Annotated in this window: 15 protein-coding genes; 5 read left to right on the top strand and 10 right to left on the bottom strand. The window is 35.8% G+C overall.

The genetic code is table 11. The features are described from left to right. Positions 1-183 precede the first annotated feature (183 nt). The 3 genes from ABJG98_RS18430 to ABJG98_RS18440 form a co-directional block, all read right to left on the bottom strand. Positions 184-1692 carry a hypothetical protein gene (locus ABJG98_RS18430; RefSeq protein ID WP_348281026.1) on the bottom strand — a complete coding sequence of 503 codons (1509 nt, stop codon included), beginning with the start codon at positions 1690-1692 and terminating at the stop codon, positions 184-186. Between the two features lie 284 nt (positions 1693-1976). Then, positions 1977-3503 carry a serine hydrolase gene (locus ABJG98_RS18435; RefSeq protein ID WP_348281027.1) on the bottom strand — a complete coding sequence of 509 codons (1527 nt, stop codon included), beginning with the start codon at positions 3501-3503 and terminating at the stop codon, positions 1977-1979. Positions 3504-3826: 323 nt separating this feature from the next. Continuing rightward, positions 3827-4354, bottom strand: a complete 528-nt coding sequence (locus tag ABJG98_RS18440; protein ID WP_348281028.1) for a TlpA disulfide reductase family protein — start codon at positions 4352-4354, stop codon at positions 3827-3829. 291 nt (positions 4355-4645) lie between these two features. On the opposite strand from ABJG98_RS18440, the gene ABJG98_RS18445 reads away from it, so the two are divergent. Then, on the top strand, positions 4646-6091 hold the full coding sequence (locus ABJG98_RS18445; RefSeq protein ID WP_348281029.1) for a S41 family peptidase: 1446 nt from the start codon (positions 4646-4648) through the stop codon (positions 6089-6091). A 516-nt stretch (positions 6092-6607) separates the two neighbouring features. Then, positions 6608-8887, top strand: coding sequence for an outer membrane beta-barrel family protein (locus ABJG98_RS18450; RefSeq protein WP_348281030.1), 2280 nt, complete (start codon positions 6608-6610; stop codon positions 8885-8887). Positions 8888-8934: 47 nt separating this feature from the next. Here ABJG98_RS18450 and ABJG98_RS18455 read toward each other — a convergent pair whose 3' ends face one another. From ABJG98_RS18455 to ABJG98_RS18470, 4 genes are all read right to left on the bottom strand, one after another. Beyond that, positions 8935-9978, bottom strand: coding sequence for a hypothetical protein (locus ABJG98_RS18455; protein WP_348281031.1), 1044 nt, complete (start codon positions 9976-9978; stop codon positions 8935-8937). Positions 9979-10496: 518 nt separating this feature from the next. After that, positions 10497-11711, bottom strand: a complete 1215-nt coding sequence (locus tag ABJG98_RS18460; protein ID WP_348281032.1) for a site-specific integrase — start codon at positions 11709-11711, stop codon at positions 10497-10499. A 248-nt stretch (positions 11712-11959) separates the two neighbouring features. Continuing rightward, positions 11960-12577 carry a hypothetical protein gene (locus ABJG98_RS18465; RefSeq protein WP_348281033.1) on the bottom strand — a complete coding sequence of 206 codons (618 nt, stop codon included), beginning with the start codon at positions 12575-12577 and terminating at the stop codon, positions 11960-11962. Positions 12578-12591: 14 nt separating this feature from the next. Continuing rightward, a complete protein-coding gene (locus ABJG98_RS18470) occupies positions 12592-13176 on the bottom strand; it encodes a hypothetical protein (protein ID WP_348281034.1) in 585 nt (194 codons plus the stop codon). Between the two features lie 160 nt (positions 13177-13336). Between ABJG98_RS18470 and ABJG98_RS18475 the strand changes: the two genes are divergently transcribed. From ABJG98_RS18475 to ABJG98_RS18485, 3 genes are all read left to right on the top strand, one after another. Further along, positions 13337-15040, top strand: coding sequence for an ATP-binding protein (locus ABJG98_RS18475; RefSeq protein ID WP_348281035.1), 1704 nt, complete (start codon positions 13337-13339; stop codon positions 15038-15040). Then, on the top strand, positions 15037-15666 hold the full coding sequence (locus ABJG98_RS18480) for a response regulator transcription factor (RefSeq protein ID WP_348281036.1): 630 nt from the start codon (positions 15037-15039) through the stop codon (positions 15664-15666). Before ABJG98_RS18475 ends, ABJG98_RS18480 begins: the two co-directional genes overlap by 4 nt. Before the next feature lie 103 nt (positions 15667-15769). Further along, positions 15770-17047 carry a sodium:proton antiporter gene (locus tag ABJG98_RS18485; protein ID WP_348281037.1) on the top strand — a complete coding sequence of 426 codons (1278 nt, stop codon included), beginning with the start codon at positions 15770-15772 and terminating at the stop codon, positions 17045-17047. A gap of 10 nt (positions 17048-17057) precedes the next feature. Here the strand turns inward: ABJG98_RS18485 and ABJG98_RS18490 are convergent, their stop codons facing one another. From ABJG98_RS18490 to ABJG98_RS18500, 3 genes are all read right to left on the bottom strand, one after another. Further along, positions 17058-17348: a hypothetical protein gene (locus tag ABJG98_RS18490; protein WP_348281038.1), complete on the bottom strand. Its 291-nt coding sequence runs from the start codon at positions 17346-17348 to the stop codon at positions 17058-17060. A 102-nt stretch (positions 17349-17450) separates the two neighbouring features. Next, on the bottom strand, positions 17451-18089 hold the full coding sequence (locus tag ABJG98_RS18495) for an MCP four helix bundle domain-containing protein (RefSeq protein WP_348281039.1): 639 nt from the start codon (positions 18087-18089) through the stop codon (positions 17451-17453). Continuing rightward, a complete protein-coding gene (locus ABJG98_RS18500) occupies positions 18086-18307 on the bottom strand; it encodes a hypothetical protein (protein ID WP_348281040.1) in 222 nt (73 codons plus the stop codon). Before ABJG98_RS18500 ends, ABJG98_RS18495 begins: the two co-directional genes overlap by 4 nt. Positions 18308-18335: the final 28 nt, after the last annotated feature.

Raw genomic sequence — 18335 nt, forward strand, 5'->3', positions numbered from 1 at the left:
ATGTGTCATTTATGACGAGATAATAGAAACTATGACGCAGATTATTTCTAATCATTCAACCTTAAGGTGGGTTAGATTGAGCCACGAGTAATGGACTTAAAGTCATCAATATTAAAAACAGACCTATTCTATTCATTATTTTAGTTTTTCGTTTCGTCAAAAAATAAATTCTTCCAAGACTTTTTATTTACTCATCGATCGATAAATACTTTCCTCCTCCATTTCTTCTAGGTTCAAATAAAAATCTCTCTGATAGTAGGCCAATGCCAGACCAGCTTTTTCACAAGCATTATTGATAGCTTCAAATGCAGGATCATTTCCGATAATGTAACTGTCAAAAAATGGTCTAAAATCTACCTTGGCTAGCTTATTTAATTCTTGAATTTGAATTTCAAGGCTAATGGGTTTTCCTTCTTTTCCATATTTTAGATACAAGACTTTCATGAAATCATCTAATGATTTCACTCCGTTGGTTTTCGATCTTATTTCTACATCAAGAATAAATGCCATCGTCGCACCTCCTCCATATATTAAAAACCAATTTTCTCCTTTTTTTTTGCCAGCATCAACTAGACTTATTCGATCTTTATCAAGCATTTGAGCGGTATTCATCCTAGCAAATTGATAAGCCAACCATCGTAGGTGATCCTCTTCATCTATAATGCCAACTCGTAGTAATGTTAGAGCTGAATAGTATTCCGTGAAACCCTCCGAAAACCAATAGTTGCTTTTATAATCCTCACTGTAGAGAAAATTTGTGCCATTCCAATAATGAAACATTTCATGTGCAAGAGTGTTTGCCCATACAATCTTCGTGTGTTCTAAGTCTTTATCTTGAAACATTTGATGAAAACTATTTCTAAAAGCTTCACCATCTTGAATCTCATTCTTAGAAGCGCACACTAAGTAGTTGGCAGATGGTAACTCACCAAAAATTTCTCTATAAGCTGGAAGTATTTGCTCTAAACTTTTATGTATCAATTCTATTCTGTGACTAAAATTTGAAGGAGTCGCTATGGTAAGAGACATATTATCAACTTGAATAACCTTTTCGGAATGATTGCCCATCATCAAAAGATTGTTAATTAACTCTTCCGAATTTTTCGCGATAAAAATTCGATTCGACGACTGTACCCAAGCAGTTGATATTTTCCATTCCACCGGCACATCAAACGTGATTTCGTATTCGGCTGGGTGCTCCTCCTTGCTATAGACAAACAATCCGGCTGTTGCCCAGAAAATGGTATTATCAAGCCATACAGTAGGTCTTCCATCAATTCCCCCAGCTGAATCCCAATTGTGATTATCGTGAGATAGATTTACTTTATATAGTAGATTAATTATAGAATTGCCACGGATATTTAAATCCCACTCTCTCGTAAGGTCATTCCATTCAAAATCGATCGACTCCCCTTCTTCATTTGAAATAGATAGTATTTCTACGAATTCCGCCCAGCCTTTTTCAATTTCAGGTGGGCAGCCCCAGAAACGCATCTGTAATTTTGAATCTTTAACCAAGATTGTAGCCTGTACTTCGACCAATCTCAATTTTTTCTCAACTACTTTTATTTTATATCGATTCTGAGACTTTAGGTTACTTTGGGAGTACCCATTAGAAGCGCAAAAAATTATGAACACATAAGTGATCAGCTTTTTAATAGCACTTGGGAAAGTTGTTACTAATTTTCTCATATGATCATTACTTTATCATCTCTTAAATGTGTCTATCAGAAATGAATTTATAAGCTGTATACCTTAAGTTCAATTCCATCTTCATTTTCATCATCTCTAATCCTATTTTGTTCATACTATATGCAATAGTCATCTGGCTTTCTCGATTTTATAGCGCAAAACTCCACTGACACCAAAACCTGTACTTGATTTTTTTTCTAGAGAAAAATTATGATTTTAGGAAGGCTTCATAAATCATGGAATCGAACAAAATTTTTTAACTTATTTCAAAAACTTATTACAGCTTAGTTATTGACTTTCTTAAAAAAATACGAATTAGGCTCCACATTAGCATCTACAGAAAGCATAAAGCCAACTATTTCATTATTTTCTATTAGAAATTCGCTAACCTCTATTCCATAAATCGGATCATCATATGTACACAAAAACCTTCCTTCGCTCAAGTAATTAAGCGAAGCTTGCATATTGTGATGTTGGAATTTCATCACAAACTCCTCATTATCCATTTCCAATTCTAACTCTCCGTATACCTCATTTGAATAGGTGCCTATATAAGGTTCTAAATTATCAAGACTGTTAAGTGGCTTTATTGAATTCCTGACTACTGCCAAATGATTTGATTTTTGGTTTTTTTGAAATTCATAAAATCGATGTGCAATATTACTGTAGTCGCGAAATGGTAATTGTAGAAACGAATCAACTATTTCAAGTTTGATTGTTTCAAAAAGTAAATGATTATCCGAATTGGTAAGGATGGCAATTCCCAAATCAATTTCAGGAATCAAAGTTACAGACGATGTAAAACCGTACATCCCTCCATTATGAGTTATAAACTCTCTCCCCTCATAATCCATGTTATACCAGCCTGATGAATAATGCTCAAACTGACTTCTGTTAAACATCGCATAAGGCATTCCAGTCCTTCCAATCAAAATTTTTGGCTCTCTTACCTTCAAAACGACTTCAGGTCTTAATACCTGCATCCCATTAACTTTCCCACTGTCTAGTTGTGCAAGAAGCCAATTTCCTAAATCAGATGAAGTTGAATAAATGCCACCACCAGGACTCATATTATCTGCCTTACCTACTTTGGATACAACCAACTCTCCATTTTGATCAACTACATGAGGTGATGCATAATTTTCTCTCTCTGACCATGCAGAAGTATTTGCGCCGGTCCTTTTCATTCCAAGAGGTTCAAAAATGGACTCCTCCATATAGCTTGGGTAGGTCATCCCTGTAATTTTTTGAATAATCTCACCCACTAAAAAATAGCCAGCGTTCGTATAGCTGAATGATTTGAATTCATTTTCAGCAGGTAAATACTTGAACTTTTCGATATATTCTGAGGCTTTTAGATCAGTTCCAAAAAAAATGAAGTCGCCAGCGAATTTATTTAGACCAGATCGGTGAGAGAGAAGATCTTGAATTGTAACAATTTTAGTAAGCCAAGGATCCGAAAGTTCGAGTGAAGGAATCCAATTGATAATTGGATCATCCAAGGAAAACCCTTTTTCGATTGCAAGCTGAGTTATCGCAGTAGCTGTGAAAGCTTTTGTGGTAGATCCAATTAGAAAAAGTGTATTTTCATCAACACTATCTGCCTTCTCAATATTTGTAACCCCATATCCCTTACTTACCAAAACTTCTCCATCCTTGACAATACAGATAGCTATGCCTGGAACCCTCCATTTATCTAAGGCTTCTAATACATATCCATCAAGCCTATGCTCGACTAAGTCTGGTTGGCTATTTTGTCCTATCGAGTTTAAAAACGAGCAAATCAAAGCAAGGATTATTACTGTTCTCATTATGGTCATATTTGCGTTTACTTGATTTGACATGATTATTAAGCCAATGTTGCTTGTATCAAAAAAAATCTTTCAAGGCAAAGGTCATTGTTGCTCTTTCATTTCATTAGCAATCATGATTAAAGAATATTAACTATGAACGAATAATATAAACTATGGTGCACGCTTAAATTTTTGGGGAAAATGAAACACATTAAACTTTGTCCATTTAACAATTTCTATTCTTGGATTTTCCAAAAAAAATAACTCTTGCTTTTAGTTGTTAAGAGTTAAAGTAATTTGCCTTTAAGTAGTTGATTTTTTGATCACTTTGGTTTAAAAAATTATTTTGCAATTGCTGACTTTATCATCTCACTCAGTGTTTTCTCAATGTCCTCTTCATAGCCAATAATTAAGTCCATAATTACTCCATCCTTGATGACTAAATGAGTAGGAAATACCTTAACACTCATTGTGCGCTTTGTAAATTCTTCAGACGATACTAATTTGTATTTAAAGGGACGCTTTTTAACAAATTTCAGGATCTGTTCCTCTGTGTCAAATGTCGAACCAATAAAAGATACTTCTTTGAATTCAGGGTTGGAAGCAATAGAGTTGAGTGCTGGTAGCTCCACAATGCAAGGTTTACAGGTTGTAAACCAAAAATTAAATACTGTCACACCTTTTTTTAGCTGGTCTTTTGTGATTTTTTCTCCGTCAACGTTCCATAGCGTAACATCAGAGAGTTCTTTGTTAATCCACTGACTTCTATACTGGTTTGTGTAATCTATTAGCCATTGCTCCTTTTGAGTATATCCATGACTCAACGTACTCAGAAATAAAACAATTAAACCGATTTTTAGGTAATTCATGGCATTTATCTTTTAAAAAAAATTAAAGTCAGTGTGTCTCGCTATGCATATCTGAATCTTAATTCAAAATATTAGTCGAAATCAGGATTTCGTTCTTAGGTAAAAATCTAAATACCAGCTATTTATCACTATACAACTATGAGGAAATAATACAACTTATGACCTAACCATTGAAAGTATGATACACTTTTATAAACTATGAAGCAAAATAATTTTTTTTAAAAAAAATAGATCAATTTTAAGACCACATCTGAGACGATAACACAAAAAAGACCAGAAACATATAAAATCATGAAAAAATATATTCTTCTCCCAACATTAATTGGTATGCTCTTGATAAGTAGCTTCATGTTTGCTCAAAATACTGAAAAGATATCTCCTTCCCTTCAGAAAGGGATTATAGAGGAATTAAGTCGCCAAATAAAAAAAGAGTATATCCTGGAAGATATTGGATTTAAAATGTCCTCTCGTTTGGACTCTTTGAGTAAAATAGGGTCAAGAACAGAAATGGATTCGGAAGCTTTCATCAAAATGCTCAATCAAGAACTTAGATCTGTTTATGCAGATAAACACCTTGGTGTGGTTAATCCAAAAAGATTCAAAGAATTTCAAAAAATGTTAGGATTAGATCAAAACCAAAAGAAAGATCACCATTCCAAACTTAAGCAAAAATCTAATCATAATATGCATGACTATAAGAATGGCCAAGGATCGCATGCAGAAGACGCAGATAAAGTTATTGGTAATGAATTAGCAGGAAGTCGAGTAATAAATAGAGATGGCAGAACAAATATTGGTCTGATAAACCTAAGCCGATTTGACGGGACGGAAAAAGGTTTAATGAACATGAAAGAATTACTCAGTTCTTTTGTTGGGGTAGATGCTGTTATTATTGACTTGAGAAATTGCAAAGGTGGAGATGCTGAAATGGTAAAAGCACTCAGTGGTTATTTCTTTGATACCTCAACGTATTTGGTTTCAACTATTGGTAGAAAAGGTGAAAATGGAAAAAGGGAAACAATTGAACGATGGGCTATTGCGAATGAGCTTAGTTCTAAGTTTGTTAACACCCCATTATATATCATGACTAGTGCCCTTTCCTTTTCTGCTGCAGAATCCTTTTCATTCGGCCTACAATTAAATAAACGGGCAATATTAGTTGGCGAAACTACGGGTGGAGGCGGCCATATGAATGCTTTTTTTGCACTTCCAGGCGGATATGGAGTCTCAATTTCTGTAGGTAGAACTTTTGATGGGAAAACCGGTAAAGGTTTTCAGGGGACAGGTGTACAAGCAGATATATTGATTGAAGCAGATCATGCTTTTGCCAAAACACTCGAACTAATAAAACACAAAAGAACAGCTGAGCTCGGGTATGATGACTCTAAAGAAAAAGTACACCAAACACTACAACAACTATCTGAAGCTTGGTATACAGGAGATTTTAAAAGTGCAAAATCATTAATATATAGTAAGTATAAAGCCTATCTAAGTATCGATAATGAAAGCATTGTGAATGAAGTTAATCTTTTGAAATTAATTGAGAACGGTACTGGTGCAAAAACCCCTCGAGAAGTTAGGAATAGGGAAATATCTATTTATGAAGTGAGAAATGATGAAACTGCTACTGCCAGATTAATGTTTCGTGATCAAATTCATTATCTTCATTTAATAAATGATAACGGCACCTGGAAAATCATTTCAGATTTAATTACTTTGAAACAAATGCATGGTTAATTGAATTCGAAAACTATAAACTCTCGGTGTATAACAACACGTATTCTCGGGTTATTGCAGGTTTATCTTCTTTTGATGTTTTCTTCCCTGTCAGTGCTCCACAATGTAATGTCCAAGAGCCTTATTAATGCACTTACTTCAATGCTGACTGTATTGCTAATTAACCACTGTTCTTTTTGAAATAGGCATAATAAAATATGCTGAAAAAAAACATCAAGGTAACCTTTAGATATTTCATACTTAAAGTTTTTATAGATACAACTGATTAATTCACTCTTCCTATTATAAAAAAATCCAAAACTAAATCTGCAATTAAATTTTAATAAGAGTTAGAACTTAGGACGAAATCATTGAAAGCATGAAACACTTGTCTAAACAAGATAGCAAATCAATTTGTAGCGAAAAACTATGATTTGTTTTAAGTGCTAAGCTCCTTAACATTTCATTAAGAAAAATTAGGAATCTGTTAACAATACATGATTTGAAATGCACCCAATTTGCTTTTTAAATACAAAAATGCTGAAATTAATCTCAATAATATCTCTCTTTATAGCTCATGGGATAATTGCACAGAAGCTCGAAGGTTCTGTAAAAGATTCAAATACTCAATCACCTATACCCTTCGCTACAATCACAATTTACGCCATGGATAGTTCCCTGATCAATGGAGTTATTGCCGACGAGAATGGGAATTATTCACTCAACTCACTAACCCCTGGGGCTTACATACAACATGTCAACTTTATTGGCTACAGTCCTTTTTCCGATACACTTTCAATTTCCGGTCTTACAATTAAAAACATATTCTTAAGTTACGAACCAATAAATCTAGATGAAGTAATAGTTGAAAGTGAAAGAACAAGCATTTCTCAATTGATTGATAGAAAAGTAATTACAATTGGAGATGATATAGCTTCAACCGGAGGCGATGCAAGGATTCTTCTTGAGCAGATATCAGAAATACAAATCGATGAAAACGGAGGAGTTTTACTGCGCAACAACTCAAACGTTAGTATCCTTGTAAACGGAAAACCATCTCCCTTACAAGTAGAAGAACTACTTCGACAGCTATCTGCATCCGAAATTGCAAGCATAGAAGTCATAACTACTCCATCAGCGAGACACAGAGCAAATGGACTTACCGGAATTATTAATATAATCACCCATCAAAAAGTCAATAAGGGATTAACATTCAATACAAATTCAGGGATTACTTCTTTGAGAGGTTATAATATAGGATCCACCGTAGGGATTGGAGATAGCCTGCTGAGTCATCGCTTACATGCTTCTTACCAGAATTTCATTTATGAAAACAATCATTATCAAGAGCGAATTGGTATTTTTCCTTACATCCAGAAAGGGAATTATTTATTCGATGGTGATGTAACATTTTTGACGTATCGTCTCGATTGGTTTAAGACCGAAAAAACAGAATATTTTGCATCTATTGATTACAGATTGAATGAACATGAAATTGATCAACCTACTTCAATAATTGAGATAGGCACTGAGATAAATCAAACTAATATTTCATTTCATTCGCACCGCACGCTTGATTACTCACTTGGTATGGTACATCGGTTTAGTGGAAACCATAAGATTGAATTTGATTCAAGATTATCCAACAACCGAAATCAGCTCACCAGTGCTTTTTTGCCAAATTTGGATATCACAAACAACAATCTTGATAATAATGTTAGTATTTATGATGTGGCTGTTGATTATACCCGCCAAATATTCAATCAGTTAAATCTTGAAGTCGGATACCTCCTAAACATTCAGGAATTCAGAAACTCACTTGAGACTAAAAATCTATCATTAGAAACAATAGATTTGTTCTATAGCGATGAATTAACCCATGCAGCTTACATATCATCCAATCTGGAATTAACCCCATTAGAAGTACAAGTGGGGTTGCGAATTGAATCGTATGAGCGTAATGTAAAAGAGTCTTCAATCCTGGACTTTAGTCAAGTCAATCTATTTCCGTCGATTCACTTAATTAGAGCTTTTGATACCCAAAGAAATCAGATATTTAAAATAGGATACAGTAGAAGAATTTCAAGACCAACCCTATCACACCTAAATCCACTGACCTCTCAATCCAATGAGTTCCTGGTTCGAATCGGAAATCCAAATTTGATTATGGAGTTTTCCAATAATATTGAGAGCTCATACCAATGGAATAAGAAAAAGGTTAGCATCACAACCACGATATTTTTCAATAGAAAAGAGAACTTGTTGACAAGCATATTTGATACGCAAAGCGATAGACGAGTGATCCACACCTATGAAAACTTGGGCAATAGTTCAGTAACAGGACTTAACCTAAGTGTAAATGTAGATGCTGGAAATAAGCTAAAGTTAAATGGAGGGATAAGTTGGAGCAGTGAGAAATTCCATTCTGTCCCCTCCTATCTAAACCAATCAGCAAAAAACCTTAATGGTAGAATTAACAATTCTTATAAGTTATTATCAAATCTGATTGGTATTGTTTCATGGAGCTACAATGGACCAAGACGGTACTTAACAGGTTCATTAGAAGTCTATCATAAACTTGATCTTGGTTTAAAGTATAGTCTTTTTGAAGATCGGATCAAGGCAGAAGTACGTCTTACTGATATCTACAACAACCAGAGATATAGAAGAGAAATTGTTGGAGATGGGTTTACAAGAATCTCCGACTGGAAGCCACAATCAAGGATGGCTTTCCTTAACATTAGCTACAATTTCAGTAGAGGAACGTTAATTAAACGGAAGGATAAAAAGTCTTATAGGAGTGGTGTTTTGGATTGATAAATAGCATCTTCAAGGTACTCAACAGTATGAAAAAGAGTCATTATTTATTCCTTCAATTGTTTAATTGTTTGACCTGCCCAGGAAATCCAATCTCCATGCTCGATGTGCTCCAAAACCTTACCGTCCTTGATGACTAAAATCGTATTTATAGGTAACTCGAATTCTAATATTCTATCTACTGACTCATATCCTGTGAAATATTTTGCTGGAATTTTATATGAATATGTTCCATATAAAACAGCAAACTCTCGGGAGTAGAATTCTTCTTCAATTATATATTTTGCATCAATTACTCCTTGGAAACCTGCTTTTAGATCAGAAATTATGTTACTTCTTCCTTTACTTTGTATTATCTCATGATCAGGATTGGGGTAAATAACCTTGACAGATCTATCCAACCATACCGAGCTATCTGAATAGTAACTGGCCAGACTTTCATAATTCATATCAAAAAATGCTTTTAAATAACCTAATGCAATAGATTTAGTATTACTGGATTCTTTTTTTGGATTGATTCCCTTCATTTGTAGCAATGTCTGCATTGCCGCGGATGTCCAATCACCGTGCTCTATGTGTTCTAAAACTTTTCCATTTTTGACTACCAGTATTGTATTCAGGTCAATTTGGTAATCGAAAATTTTACTTGAAGACTCGTATCCAGGATATTTGTTAGCGGGAATTTTGTATGAATATATTCCGTGCAGAATTGCAAATTCTCTCGAATAAAATTCCTTTTCAACTTTATAATTCGCATCAAATACACCACTGAACCCAGACTTCAAGTCTTTAATTATTTTGTCAGATCCAATGCTTCTATCAACCTTATATTCCGGATTCGGAAAGAGAACTTTTGTTGATCGATCTAACCAGATTGACTCTGATGTATAAAAATCTTCTAATTTGTCATAATCCAAACTATAAAAGGTTTCTATATACTCCTTTACATCGGATTGAATAGAAACGATTTTCGGAATTTTTCTTGCTTGTGCAATAATTGCAGTGTGAACGAAGAGTGCAATGCCTAAGACAATAAGTTTTTTACATATATTCTTAAACATCCGATTAGAGAAAAACTTAATTAATTTCATGCTGAGTCGTGAGATTTTTTTTCAGAAGATGAATCACTAATGTAGTGTGATTGAAAGCCTTTCGTCCCAAAGAATATCTTACTTATTCCTTACTTATTCCTTACTTATTTCTGAATTTCAGGCTCCATCAAATCATACTTTTAAAAACCAGTTCTCCTCCTTGACATCTGTTTGCATTTAAAAATTTCTCAATCCTATCATTGGAATAACTCTGAAGCTAATTTTCATTTCTGTCCCTGCATACTTAACAAAGTAGCCAAAAATTTATGGTCGAGTCAATACAGAAAATACTGATTACTGACATCTTCAACGATCAGAGTTCGTAGGGGGAATTGCCTGAGGCTTCACTCGAATCTCGAGTTGGAAGCTACAATCAAGAATGGCTTTTCTAGAGGATGAGCTACCGTTTTAATAGAGGCAAACTTGGTGCTGAAAAAAAAAGAGATCGAACAGAAGTGTAGTTTTGGATGAAATTTCAATTCATAGAATAATGGGTTACAAGGTATTTTGAAAGCTGTTTAAAAACTTGTTAAGAATCCAGCATATTCTCTTCTAGTTTCCTTGTCAAAACTGGATAGATAATTCTCTGTTGTTTTGATAGAATTATGACCAAGAGCATCACTAATAAAAGTTACTGGCACTCCTTTCCTTTTCAAGATTGTTGCGTAAGTATGTCTTGCAGTTTGCATACTAAAATTTGCGCCGAGGTTCAGTTCTTCTGATATCAATTTCAACCTCCTATTCAGATTACGATTGAAGTTCTGTATCCTCTTTTTCTTTTGATTCTCATCCATGCCAGCCGTTAAAATATCAAACACATAGTTGTCCATAGTTTTGATTGGATTACTCCAACTATCAATTAATTTGCCAAGCGATGGAGTCAACTCTACTATTATAGGTTTACTCTTCTGAATGGTATTTTTTGTTTTTGTGCGATTGAAGATAATCTGACCTTCCATTGAATCAATATCCTTGAATTGGAGTCGTGCTAAATCAGTAACATTGGCACCATTAGCCAAGTAAGAGAGCAGAAAAAAATCCCTTGCTTTTTCTTGTCCAATACTTGCTGGATTAAAATCCATAATGGTTTTAACTTGATCAAAACTAAGCGCCCTTTTTACATTAGATCCAGATGGAATACGAAACTTTCTTTTTCCAAAAGGATAGTGCTCACTTGATATTAAACCATTATGAATTGCATTATTATAAATAGTTCGAAGGCTTCTACAGTAAATCCCCACTGTAGTTAAACTTTTATTGCTGCTGATCATCCATTTCTCATATCGCTCTAACCAACCAGGAGTTATATCATCAATCAAAATTCTCCTCTTAAAACGATGGAAAGAGTCTCTTGCATTTTTATAGCTAATAGCACTACCTATACGTTCTTGTCTATTTAGCTCTTCGATATAGCTGTCAAATAAAGCTATGACATCCCTCGAAAAAGAACCTGGAGATGTGAATTTTCGCTTAAACAAATCGAAATTAAACTTACCCATTTCATCAATTAGGGATTCGGCTCTCTGTTCGATTGCATTTAGTTTTAGCCTTATCTGCCTCATATCACCACGAGCTTTCGGATCAGTAGCTCGATCAAATTGATCCGGTGTAAGAAAAAATCCAGTGCTATACATCCTATTAGATCGATCGTAAATTACTCTCAGTTTAACTGGATGTTGTTTTTTGCTATTCCTGGTTCTTTTGTCCAATACTATTGATACTGTTGCTTTCATAGTTCAAAATTTGCACAACAATTTGCACAACAAATATGGTAAAAAGGTATAAAATTACGTAGTGGTTTAAGTATTATTTATCTATAAATATCTGATTATGAATTAATTAGTAAATATTGGTAAATAGAAGTAAGTATATTGGATCTGACTGTTAATCAGAGGGTCCTTGGTTCGAGCCCAAGAGGGAGAGCAGAAGCCTGGCAGTCGCCGGGCTTTTTTTATTTAAAAAAATTCAAACCTGGATGGGCCTACCTTAATGGCTTGAAAAAAATCAGCATTTGAATCAACAGACCAATAATTATTAAAGCTCCGATTTCCAATCGAGATATAAGGTTGCTAGCGTTGATCGTGCGTGTTGAATGGCTAATTTCTCTCTTAGCCTCGTCCAGCTGAATTTTAGACAAAATATCTAACTCTTCATATAATTGTGAATACCGATCTTCTCTCACATTAAGTGACGGGAGTTCTTCGTTTATGAGTTCCACTTGACTCAAATTTTGCTCAAGTTTATTTAGCTCATTCAAATTATTTTGGAATGATTCAAAGCGAAGTGCCTCAGTCTCGGTCAACTCAGTTTGAGAAAATTTGTAAACTAAAACATCGATTGAATCATTAGCCATGTTAATAGTCCACTCTATCTGATTCATATCACCATTGTAAATGATGTTCTTTTTGATTTGAAGCTGACGTGATATTTTGTAGATGTAATCCTTTGCCAAAAGCCGATCTTCGTATACAGTAGTCAGGCTTTTTTGCACAATGATGAAATGGTTGCTGTCCATCCTATTGGTGGCCAACACCAATAGGAATACAACCGCTAGCGCTGCTCCTGTCCTGATTCTTTTTGCTAAGCTTAACTTCCACATTCTCATTCCTCAAATTAGTCTTGAAAGGAGTTGTTACTGGCTAGTTCCAGCCCTATTCTATCCGGATGAATCATATGCATGTGCTTTTCAATAGCCAAGATTCGTTTGTCTATGTGTTTCAGGTATTTAGTTAACCCGCTTTCCAAAACGAGCACTTGCCCATCAAAAGAATTCATTCCAATATCCTTTTTTAAATCTTCTTTATTTTTCTCCAAATCGTTTCGGGTTATGCAGCTTTCACGTAAGAAATCCAAAAACCCTTTAGTGCTGTATTTAGCTTCAAAGTTGTTGATGTCTTTTAGGGATTTTTGATACTCTTTTTTACCAATTAACAGTTCTGTGGTCGGTTCATGAAGAAAATTGATCATTACTGAATCGAAATGATGCAAGTCGCTCAAAATATTGACTGCATATCCCCTGAATTCTTGACTCTGGCAAAACTTCGACAGGCCATTGTAACTTTTGAGCTCCACTGATACCTCCAACCACTGATTGGTTAATGTCTCATATTGTTCTTCAACATTCTGAGCTTTCACAGTAAGTGTTGAGCCCAAAATTAATATTACGAGAAGGGCGACTTGATACCGAAGTTTTGTCATTGGCTTATTTAATTATGTCATCAAATCTAAAATGCCAAGACCTTCATTCATCTATCAGAATATTGGTAAAAAAGTGTGGTAAAATCACGGAGAGCTGCATCCGTATTAATACGGATAGCTCAACAATCGTATTAAGAGATAACTTTACCAAATGATTCGCATGAACAAGATTGGCAACAAGCTAGCTCTGATTATGATTTGCCTGGCGCTGGTTGTGACCACTTTTCTTGCTTCTCTCTTTTACTACCAATTTGATCAAGCGCTTAGAGAGCGTGTGTTTCTTCAACTTTCTTCTGTAAAGCAATTGAAATTGGTGAAAATAAAAGCTGAAGTAACTGACCGCATTGCTTTATTTAATTCGATTAAAACAAACCACTCTCCAGGAGAAAAAGCAACGGGTTTTTTCGAATTTGCAGTAGATACTATTCAGCCAAATACTATTGGGGCCTATCAGGTTCCCAATTTTGTGAAATGGTCCGATGAAACTTTTATTATAGATTTTACCAATCAGCATCCATCCGGAGAAATCACCCTTGGCTTTGCCAGACATGAAGGTGGTTTATACTTTTTAGCAATTGCTTATGTCCCCGATATTCAAGCAATCCTTCTTGAACGGACAGGTCTGGGAGAATCTGGAGAGTCTTATCTCGTAGGTGACGATTATCAATTGAAATCACGCTCTCGATTTGATTTTGCTTACGGCCATGGAACAACTGTTAAAACAAAAGGAGTGCTCAGAGCTCTTTCTGGCCAAACAGGAGAGGATAGCTTCTTGGACTATCGGGGCATACACGTCTTTAGCTCCTATGAAAAAATGGAGATAAACGGACTGACATGGGTAATGCTTAGTGAGATAAACCATGACGAAGCTATGGGACCTATTTTACGTTTGCGGAAAAACTTGTTGGTAATTGTTGCCACAATTATCGCCTTCATTCTCATTGTGTCATACTATCTATCCAATATGATTGTAAGCCCGATAATCAGTATGGAGAAAAAATTAATTCGCATGTCTGAAGGTGCTCAAGAAGATGTGTTTCCCGATGAAAATCGAGAGGATGAAATTGGCCACATGTTTATCGCACTTAATAAGCTAATACAGGCGCTAGGAGACACCATAAAATTTGCTGACGAAATAGGTTCCGGAAACTTTACTGCGCAGTTCACACCGCTGGGACCCTCGGATAGATTAGGATCTTCTTTGATTGAAATGAAAGAAAAACTTCAGCAATACAAGGAAAAAGAACTCACCCATCAAAAGGAAAACCAACGTTCGATTCTCAGCGGTGAAGAAAAAGAGAGGTCGAGACTTGCAAAAGAGCTTCATGATGGACTGGGGCCTTTGCTAACCACTTTACGTTTAGATGTGCAATCCACTTCAATCGATGTAAAGCTAAAAAACCAATTCTTAAAAAAATTGGATCACACCATTCAAGAGGTAAGGAATATGTCTAACAATCTTATGCCTAGTGTGCTCAAAGATTTCGGAGTTGGAGAGGCTGTCGCCAATATGGTGAAAGAGATGAACGATAGCTCTGCTATTACCATTCGCTACAGGCATGACGTTCCTGTCAAAGTCGATTTAGACGATCACATTCAAATTTCAATCTATCGCATCATTCAAGAGGCACTCAATAACTCTCTGAAACATTCAAATGCCACTGAGATTAAGCTATCGCTAACCTATTTTGAAGATCACCTCGACCTATTTATTTCGGACAATGGGCAAGGTTTTGACATTGCTGAATTAGGAAATGGGAATGGAATTAGAAATATGAAAGAACGAGTTAATCTTTCATCAGGAACTATTAATATCTTTAGTAACGCCAAGGGAACAACTATTGAAATAGAAATACCGGTATGAGTTTATTGAAAATCGCTGTAGTAGATGATCATCAATTATTTCGGGAAGGCATGATCTCATTGCTAGAAAGAAGTGATGACTTAGAGGTTGTAGGAGATTCTTCCTCAGTCAATGAGCTTTTTGAGCTATTGGCAAAAACTAAAGTTGATATTGTGTTGATGGATGTATCCATGCCAGGCGGCGATGGACTTGAGGCTATTGAAAAAGCTCGTGAGGAATTTCCAAAAGTCAAATTTATTGTTTTGACCATGCATGCTGAAGGTCAGTATGTTGTGAAAGCAGTTCGGAATGGAGCCTTCGGATATTTGATAAAAAATGCTGATGAAGCAGAATTGCTAGAAGCGATCAAACAGGTTTCTCTTGGTAAGAAATACTTCAACAAGGAAATCTCTCACCTGATGATTGGGAATATGGCTATTGAAGGAGAATCTCACAAGAAGCTCTCCGAACGCGAATTGGAAGTTTTACAGCTTGTTTCAGATGGTAAAACAACAAAAGAGGTTGCTGAACTACTTTTTGTAAGCACGAGAACCGTCGAAACACATAGGGTAAATATGATGAAAAAACTAAACGTTCAAAACACGGCAGAGCTTATAAAAAAAGCAGCTCATTTGCAGCTCATCTAACCAACACTCCGTATTTATACGGATCAATTTTTACAGATAAATTCTCATTTCCCTGTCAATATGTGATCTCTAATTTAGTGTTCGGTATTTAACCGCTTAACTAATGAAGATATTCGACATCTTAAGTCTGCTGATATTTTGTTCCGGGCTTTTCATCTTTATCAATACTTTTTTTCTAAAGTTACCCTCTTCGATAGGTTTGATGGTGTTAGCATTGGCTCTGTCGCTAGGAGTCCTTGCTTTTAGCCTTGCTTTCCCTGAGTATCATTTGGCTCAGCATGTCAAGAAATACGATTTCTCAGATGTTATGTATCGATTTGTGCTAAGCGTCATGCTTTTCGCAGCAGCTTTAAAAATTGATTTTCGTAAGCTGGGCAGCCAGTTAATCCCTGTACTGATCCTATCTTTTTACGGGGTTATGATCTCCACGCTTGTCATTGGTGGGCTAATGTTTTTTATACTGGATTTAACCGGAATTGGCATCAGCTTTATAAGCTGCCTGGTATTTGGAGCGTTAATTTCCTCGACCGATCCCATCGCTATCACCAAAACCATCAAACAGTACGATCTCTCCAAAAAGTTAGAGACGAAGATCTCTGGTGAATCGCTCCTGAACGGTGGTATTGCAATTGTGCTTGCCTTTACACTTGTAAATGTGCAGCAAGAAGCTGTTTCTCATGGTGTGCTTAGCACCTGGGACATTTCGCTCATTTTTCTCAGAGATATTATTGGAGGTTTGGTTGTAGGTGTATTGTTTGGCTGGTTAGGCTTTAAGCTGCTGAAATTGGTAGATAATCATGTAGTTGAAGCAGAAGTGTTGATCACTCTTGCCCTGGTGATGATGGGCTCATATTTGGGTGATTCTCTCTCAGTATCCTCTATGATGGTGGCTGTGCTTACCGGACTTATCATTGGCAACTATGGTAGAAGTGAAACGGGCGAAAGTGCCGTCGGTGAATACGTTTACAAATTTTGGAGACTTATTGAAGAAACACTTGCAGCCATGCTATTTGTACTGATCGGATTCGAAATGCTGGTGATACCACTCAGGCTCGACTACTTCGCGCTTGGCTTTTTTGCAGTCATCATCGTAATCTTCGCCAGATGGTTAAGTGTTTTTATCCCAATTAAGCTCATGTCCATGAGTCATACATTCGATAAGGGAACAATCTCCGTCTTGTCGTGGGGAGCGATTAGAGGTGGGCTTCCTGTTGCATTTACGCTATCACTTGCACCTGGTTTTGAAGGAAAAGAAATAATAGTGACACTCACTTATGTGGTGGTGGTTTGTTCTATACTCTATCAAGGCTTGAGCACTGCTACCCTGATGAAAAGATATGAAGCAAACAATGCTAGAAAAAGTAAGTTATCCTCAACATGATAAGCGGTTTTCATTTAGTTGAGTAGGTTGCGCCCCACCAAAATGGTGGGGTTTTTTTCTGTTCATTCTTGATTGTTTTCTGAGAAGGGCACATGTAACCGCTAAATGAAAGCTGAAGCTCACCAGCAATCCCAGTGACTGCTGTCATTAGACTGCCTTCCGCTTTGTGCATGATTTTAGGGAAAGGAAGAAGGTGGTGAAAGGGAATAGGTAGAAACCTATTTGTCAGTTGCTGAGGAGGATCACCTAGAAACGCTCCGATGAATAGCTGCACAGAATAGCAAAGGATAAGCAATATCACTTAAGGCATAGTGAAAGAAATACGGTGAAAAATGAAAAGGCTGGGCATAATGTATATGTCCAGCTTGTCGCTACTTATTAGTGATCTTATTTGAATGAATAATCAAGCATACCACAAATCCTTTTTAACAACTCGTTTTGATGACGAGTTGATCATTATGAAAATAAGGAAAACGATGATTATCAATGCAGTTTCTACCCGATTAGTCACTGAATTTGAGGTCATTATCTGATTGGAATCTTCCAACAGCTTTTTGCCTTCCACAAGCTGGATTTCAGACAATCTTACCAGATCATTTAAAATCAAATTGTGTTGGTCCTCGAGACGGTCTTTAAGGGCATCACGAGTCAATAATGATGGATTGTGCTGAACTTGAATCTCTAATTCTTCCAAAAAACTTATATTCTTTTTCAGTTTTCGCAAAGAGTGACTTTCATCGTCAGTCAATTTCGTTTCTTCAAATTCTTCAATCACTTGCATCATTGCATGATTTGCAGCAATACTTTTTTCAAAGAATTCATCTTTTGAACCTATATAAGCTTTCTTTTCATGTATTTTTTGCGTCAATGTTAAGATATAGTTCTTCGCAACCAGACGATCTTCGTAAATCGATGTAACCGCCGCTTTCATATCTGATATATGTCTATTATGCATGTAGCCAATCATCACAATCATTAGAATGATTGATATCAAAATCAGATTTTCGTTTCGTTTCTCAGTTAGAATATTTTTCCATTTCATGACTTTGCTGTTTTGTCGAACCAATTATTTTTTTGATTAAAGTTTAGCCACCAGTTAAGCTCGGCCTGCTCATCAAGACTTAAATACTTAAGCCCTTTTTGATATTCTTTATGCAGGAGCTCTCTGTTGAAACTCACCTTACTCAAGAGGAGCTTGTAATACTCCAGCAATGACATCTTTTTCTTACTTATTTCCATTCCGATGAGTTTACTTTTCATAATTGTGACTTTTATGTTTTAAAATCTT

The sequence above is a fragment of the Ekhidna sp. genome (assembly GCF_039960695.1).
GTDB lineage: Bacteria > Bacteroidota > Bacteroidia > Cytophagales > Cyclobacteriaceae > Ekhidna.

What these genes read in the sequence shown, in the direction of transcription:
- ABJG98_RS18445 (WP_348281029.1), top strand. Translation starts at nt 4,646, where the DNA reads ATGAAAAAATATATTCTTCTCCCAACATTAATTGGTATGCTCTTGATA.
- ABJG98_RS18470 (WP_348281034.1), bottom strand. Translation starts at nt 13,176, where the DNA reads ATGACAAAACTTCGGTATCAAGTCGCCCTTCTCGTAATATTAATTTTG.
- ABJG98_RS18455 (WP_348281031.1), bottom strand. Translation starts at nt 9,978, where the DNA reads ATGAAATTAATTAAGTTTTTCTCTAATCGGATGTTTAAGAATATATGT.
- ABJG98_RS18435 (WP_348281027.1), bottom strand. Translation starts at nt 3,503, where the DNA reads ATGAGAACAGTAATAATCCTTGCTTTGATTTGCTCGTTTTTAAACTCG.
- ABJG98_RS18495 (WP_348281039.1), bottom strand. Translation starts at nt 18,089, where the DNA reads ATGAAATGGAAAAATATTCTAACTGAGAAACGAAACGAAAATCTGATT.
- ABJG98_RS18485 (WP_348281037.1), top strand. Translation starts at nt 15,770, where the DNA reads ATGAAGATATTCGACATCTTAAGTCTGCTGATATTTTGTTCCGGGCTT.
- ABJG98_RS18450 (WP_348281030.1), top strand. Translation starts at nt 6,608, where the DNA reads ATGCTGAAATTAATCTCAATAATATCTCTCTTTATAGCTCATGGGATA.
- ABJG98_RS18460 (WP_348281032.1), bottom strand. Translation starts at nt 11,711, where the DNA reads ATGAAAGCAACAGTATCAATAGTATTGGACAAAAGAACCAGGAATAGC.
- ABJG98_RS18480 (WP_348281036.1), top strand. Translation starts at nt 15,037, where the DNA reads ATGAGTTTATTGAAAATCGCTGTAGTAGATGATCATCAATTATTTCGG.
- ABJG98_RS18465 (WP_348281033.1), bottom strand. Translation starts at nt 12,577, where the DNA reads ATGTGGAAGTTAAGCTTAGCAAAAAGAATCAGGACAGGAGCAGCGCTA.
- ABJG98_RS18475 (WP_348281035.1), top strand. Translation starts at nt 13,337, where the DNA reads ATGAACAAGATTGGCAACAAGCTAGCTCTGATTATGATTTGCCTGGCG.
- ABJG98_RS18500 (WP_348281040.1), bottom strand. Translation starts at nt 18,307, where the DNA reads ATGAAAAGTAAACTCATCGGAATGGAAATAAGTAAGAAAAAGATGTCA.
- ABJG98_RS18430 (WP_348281026.1), bottom strand. Translation starts at nt 1,692, where the DNA reads ATGAGAAAATTAGTAACAACTTTCCCAAGTGCTATTAAAAAGCTGATC.
- ABJG98_RS18440 (WP_348281028.1), bottom strand. Translation starts at nt 4,354, where the DNA reads ATGAATTACCTAAAAATCGGTTTAATTGTTTTATTTCTGAGTACGTTG.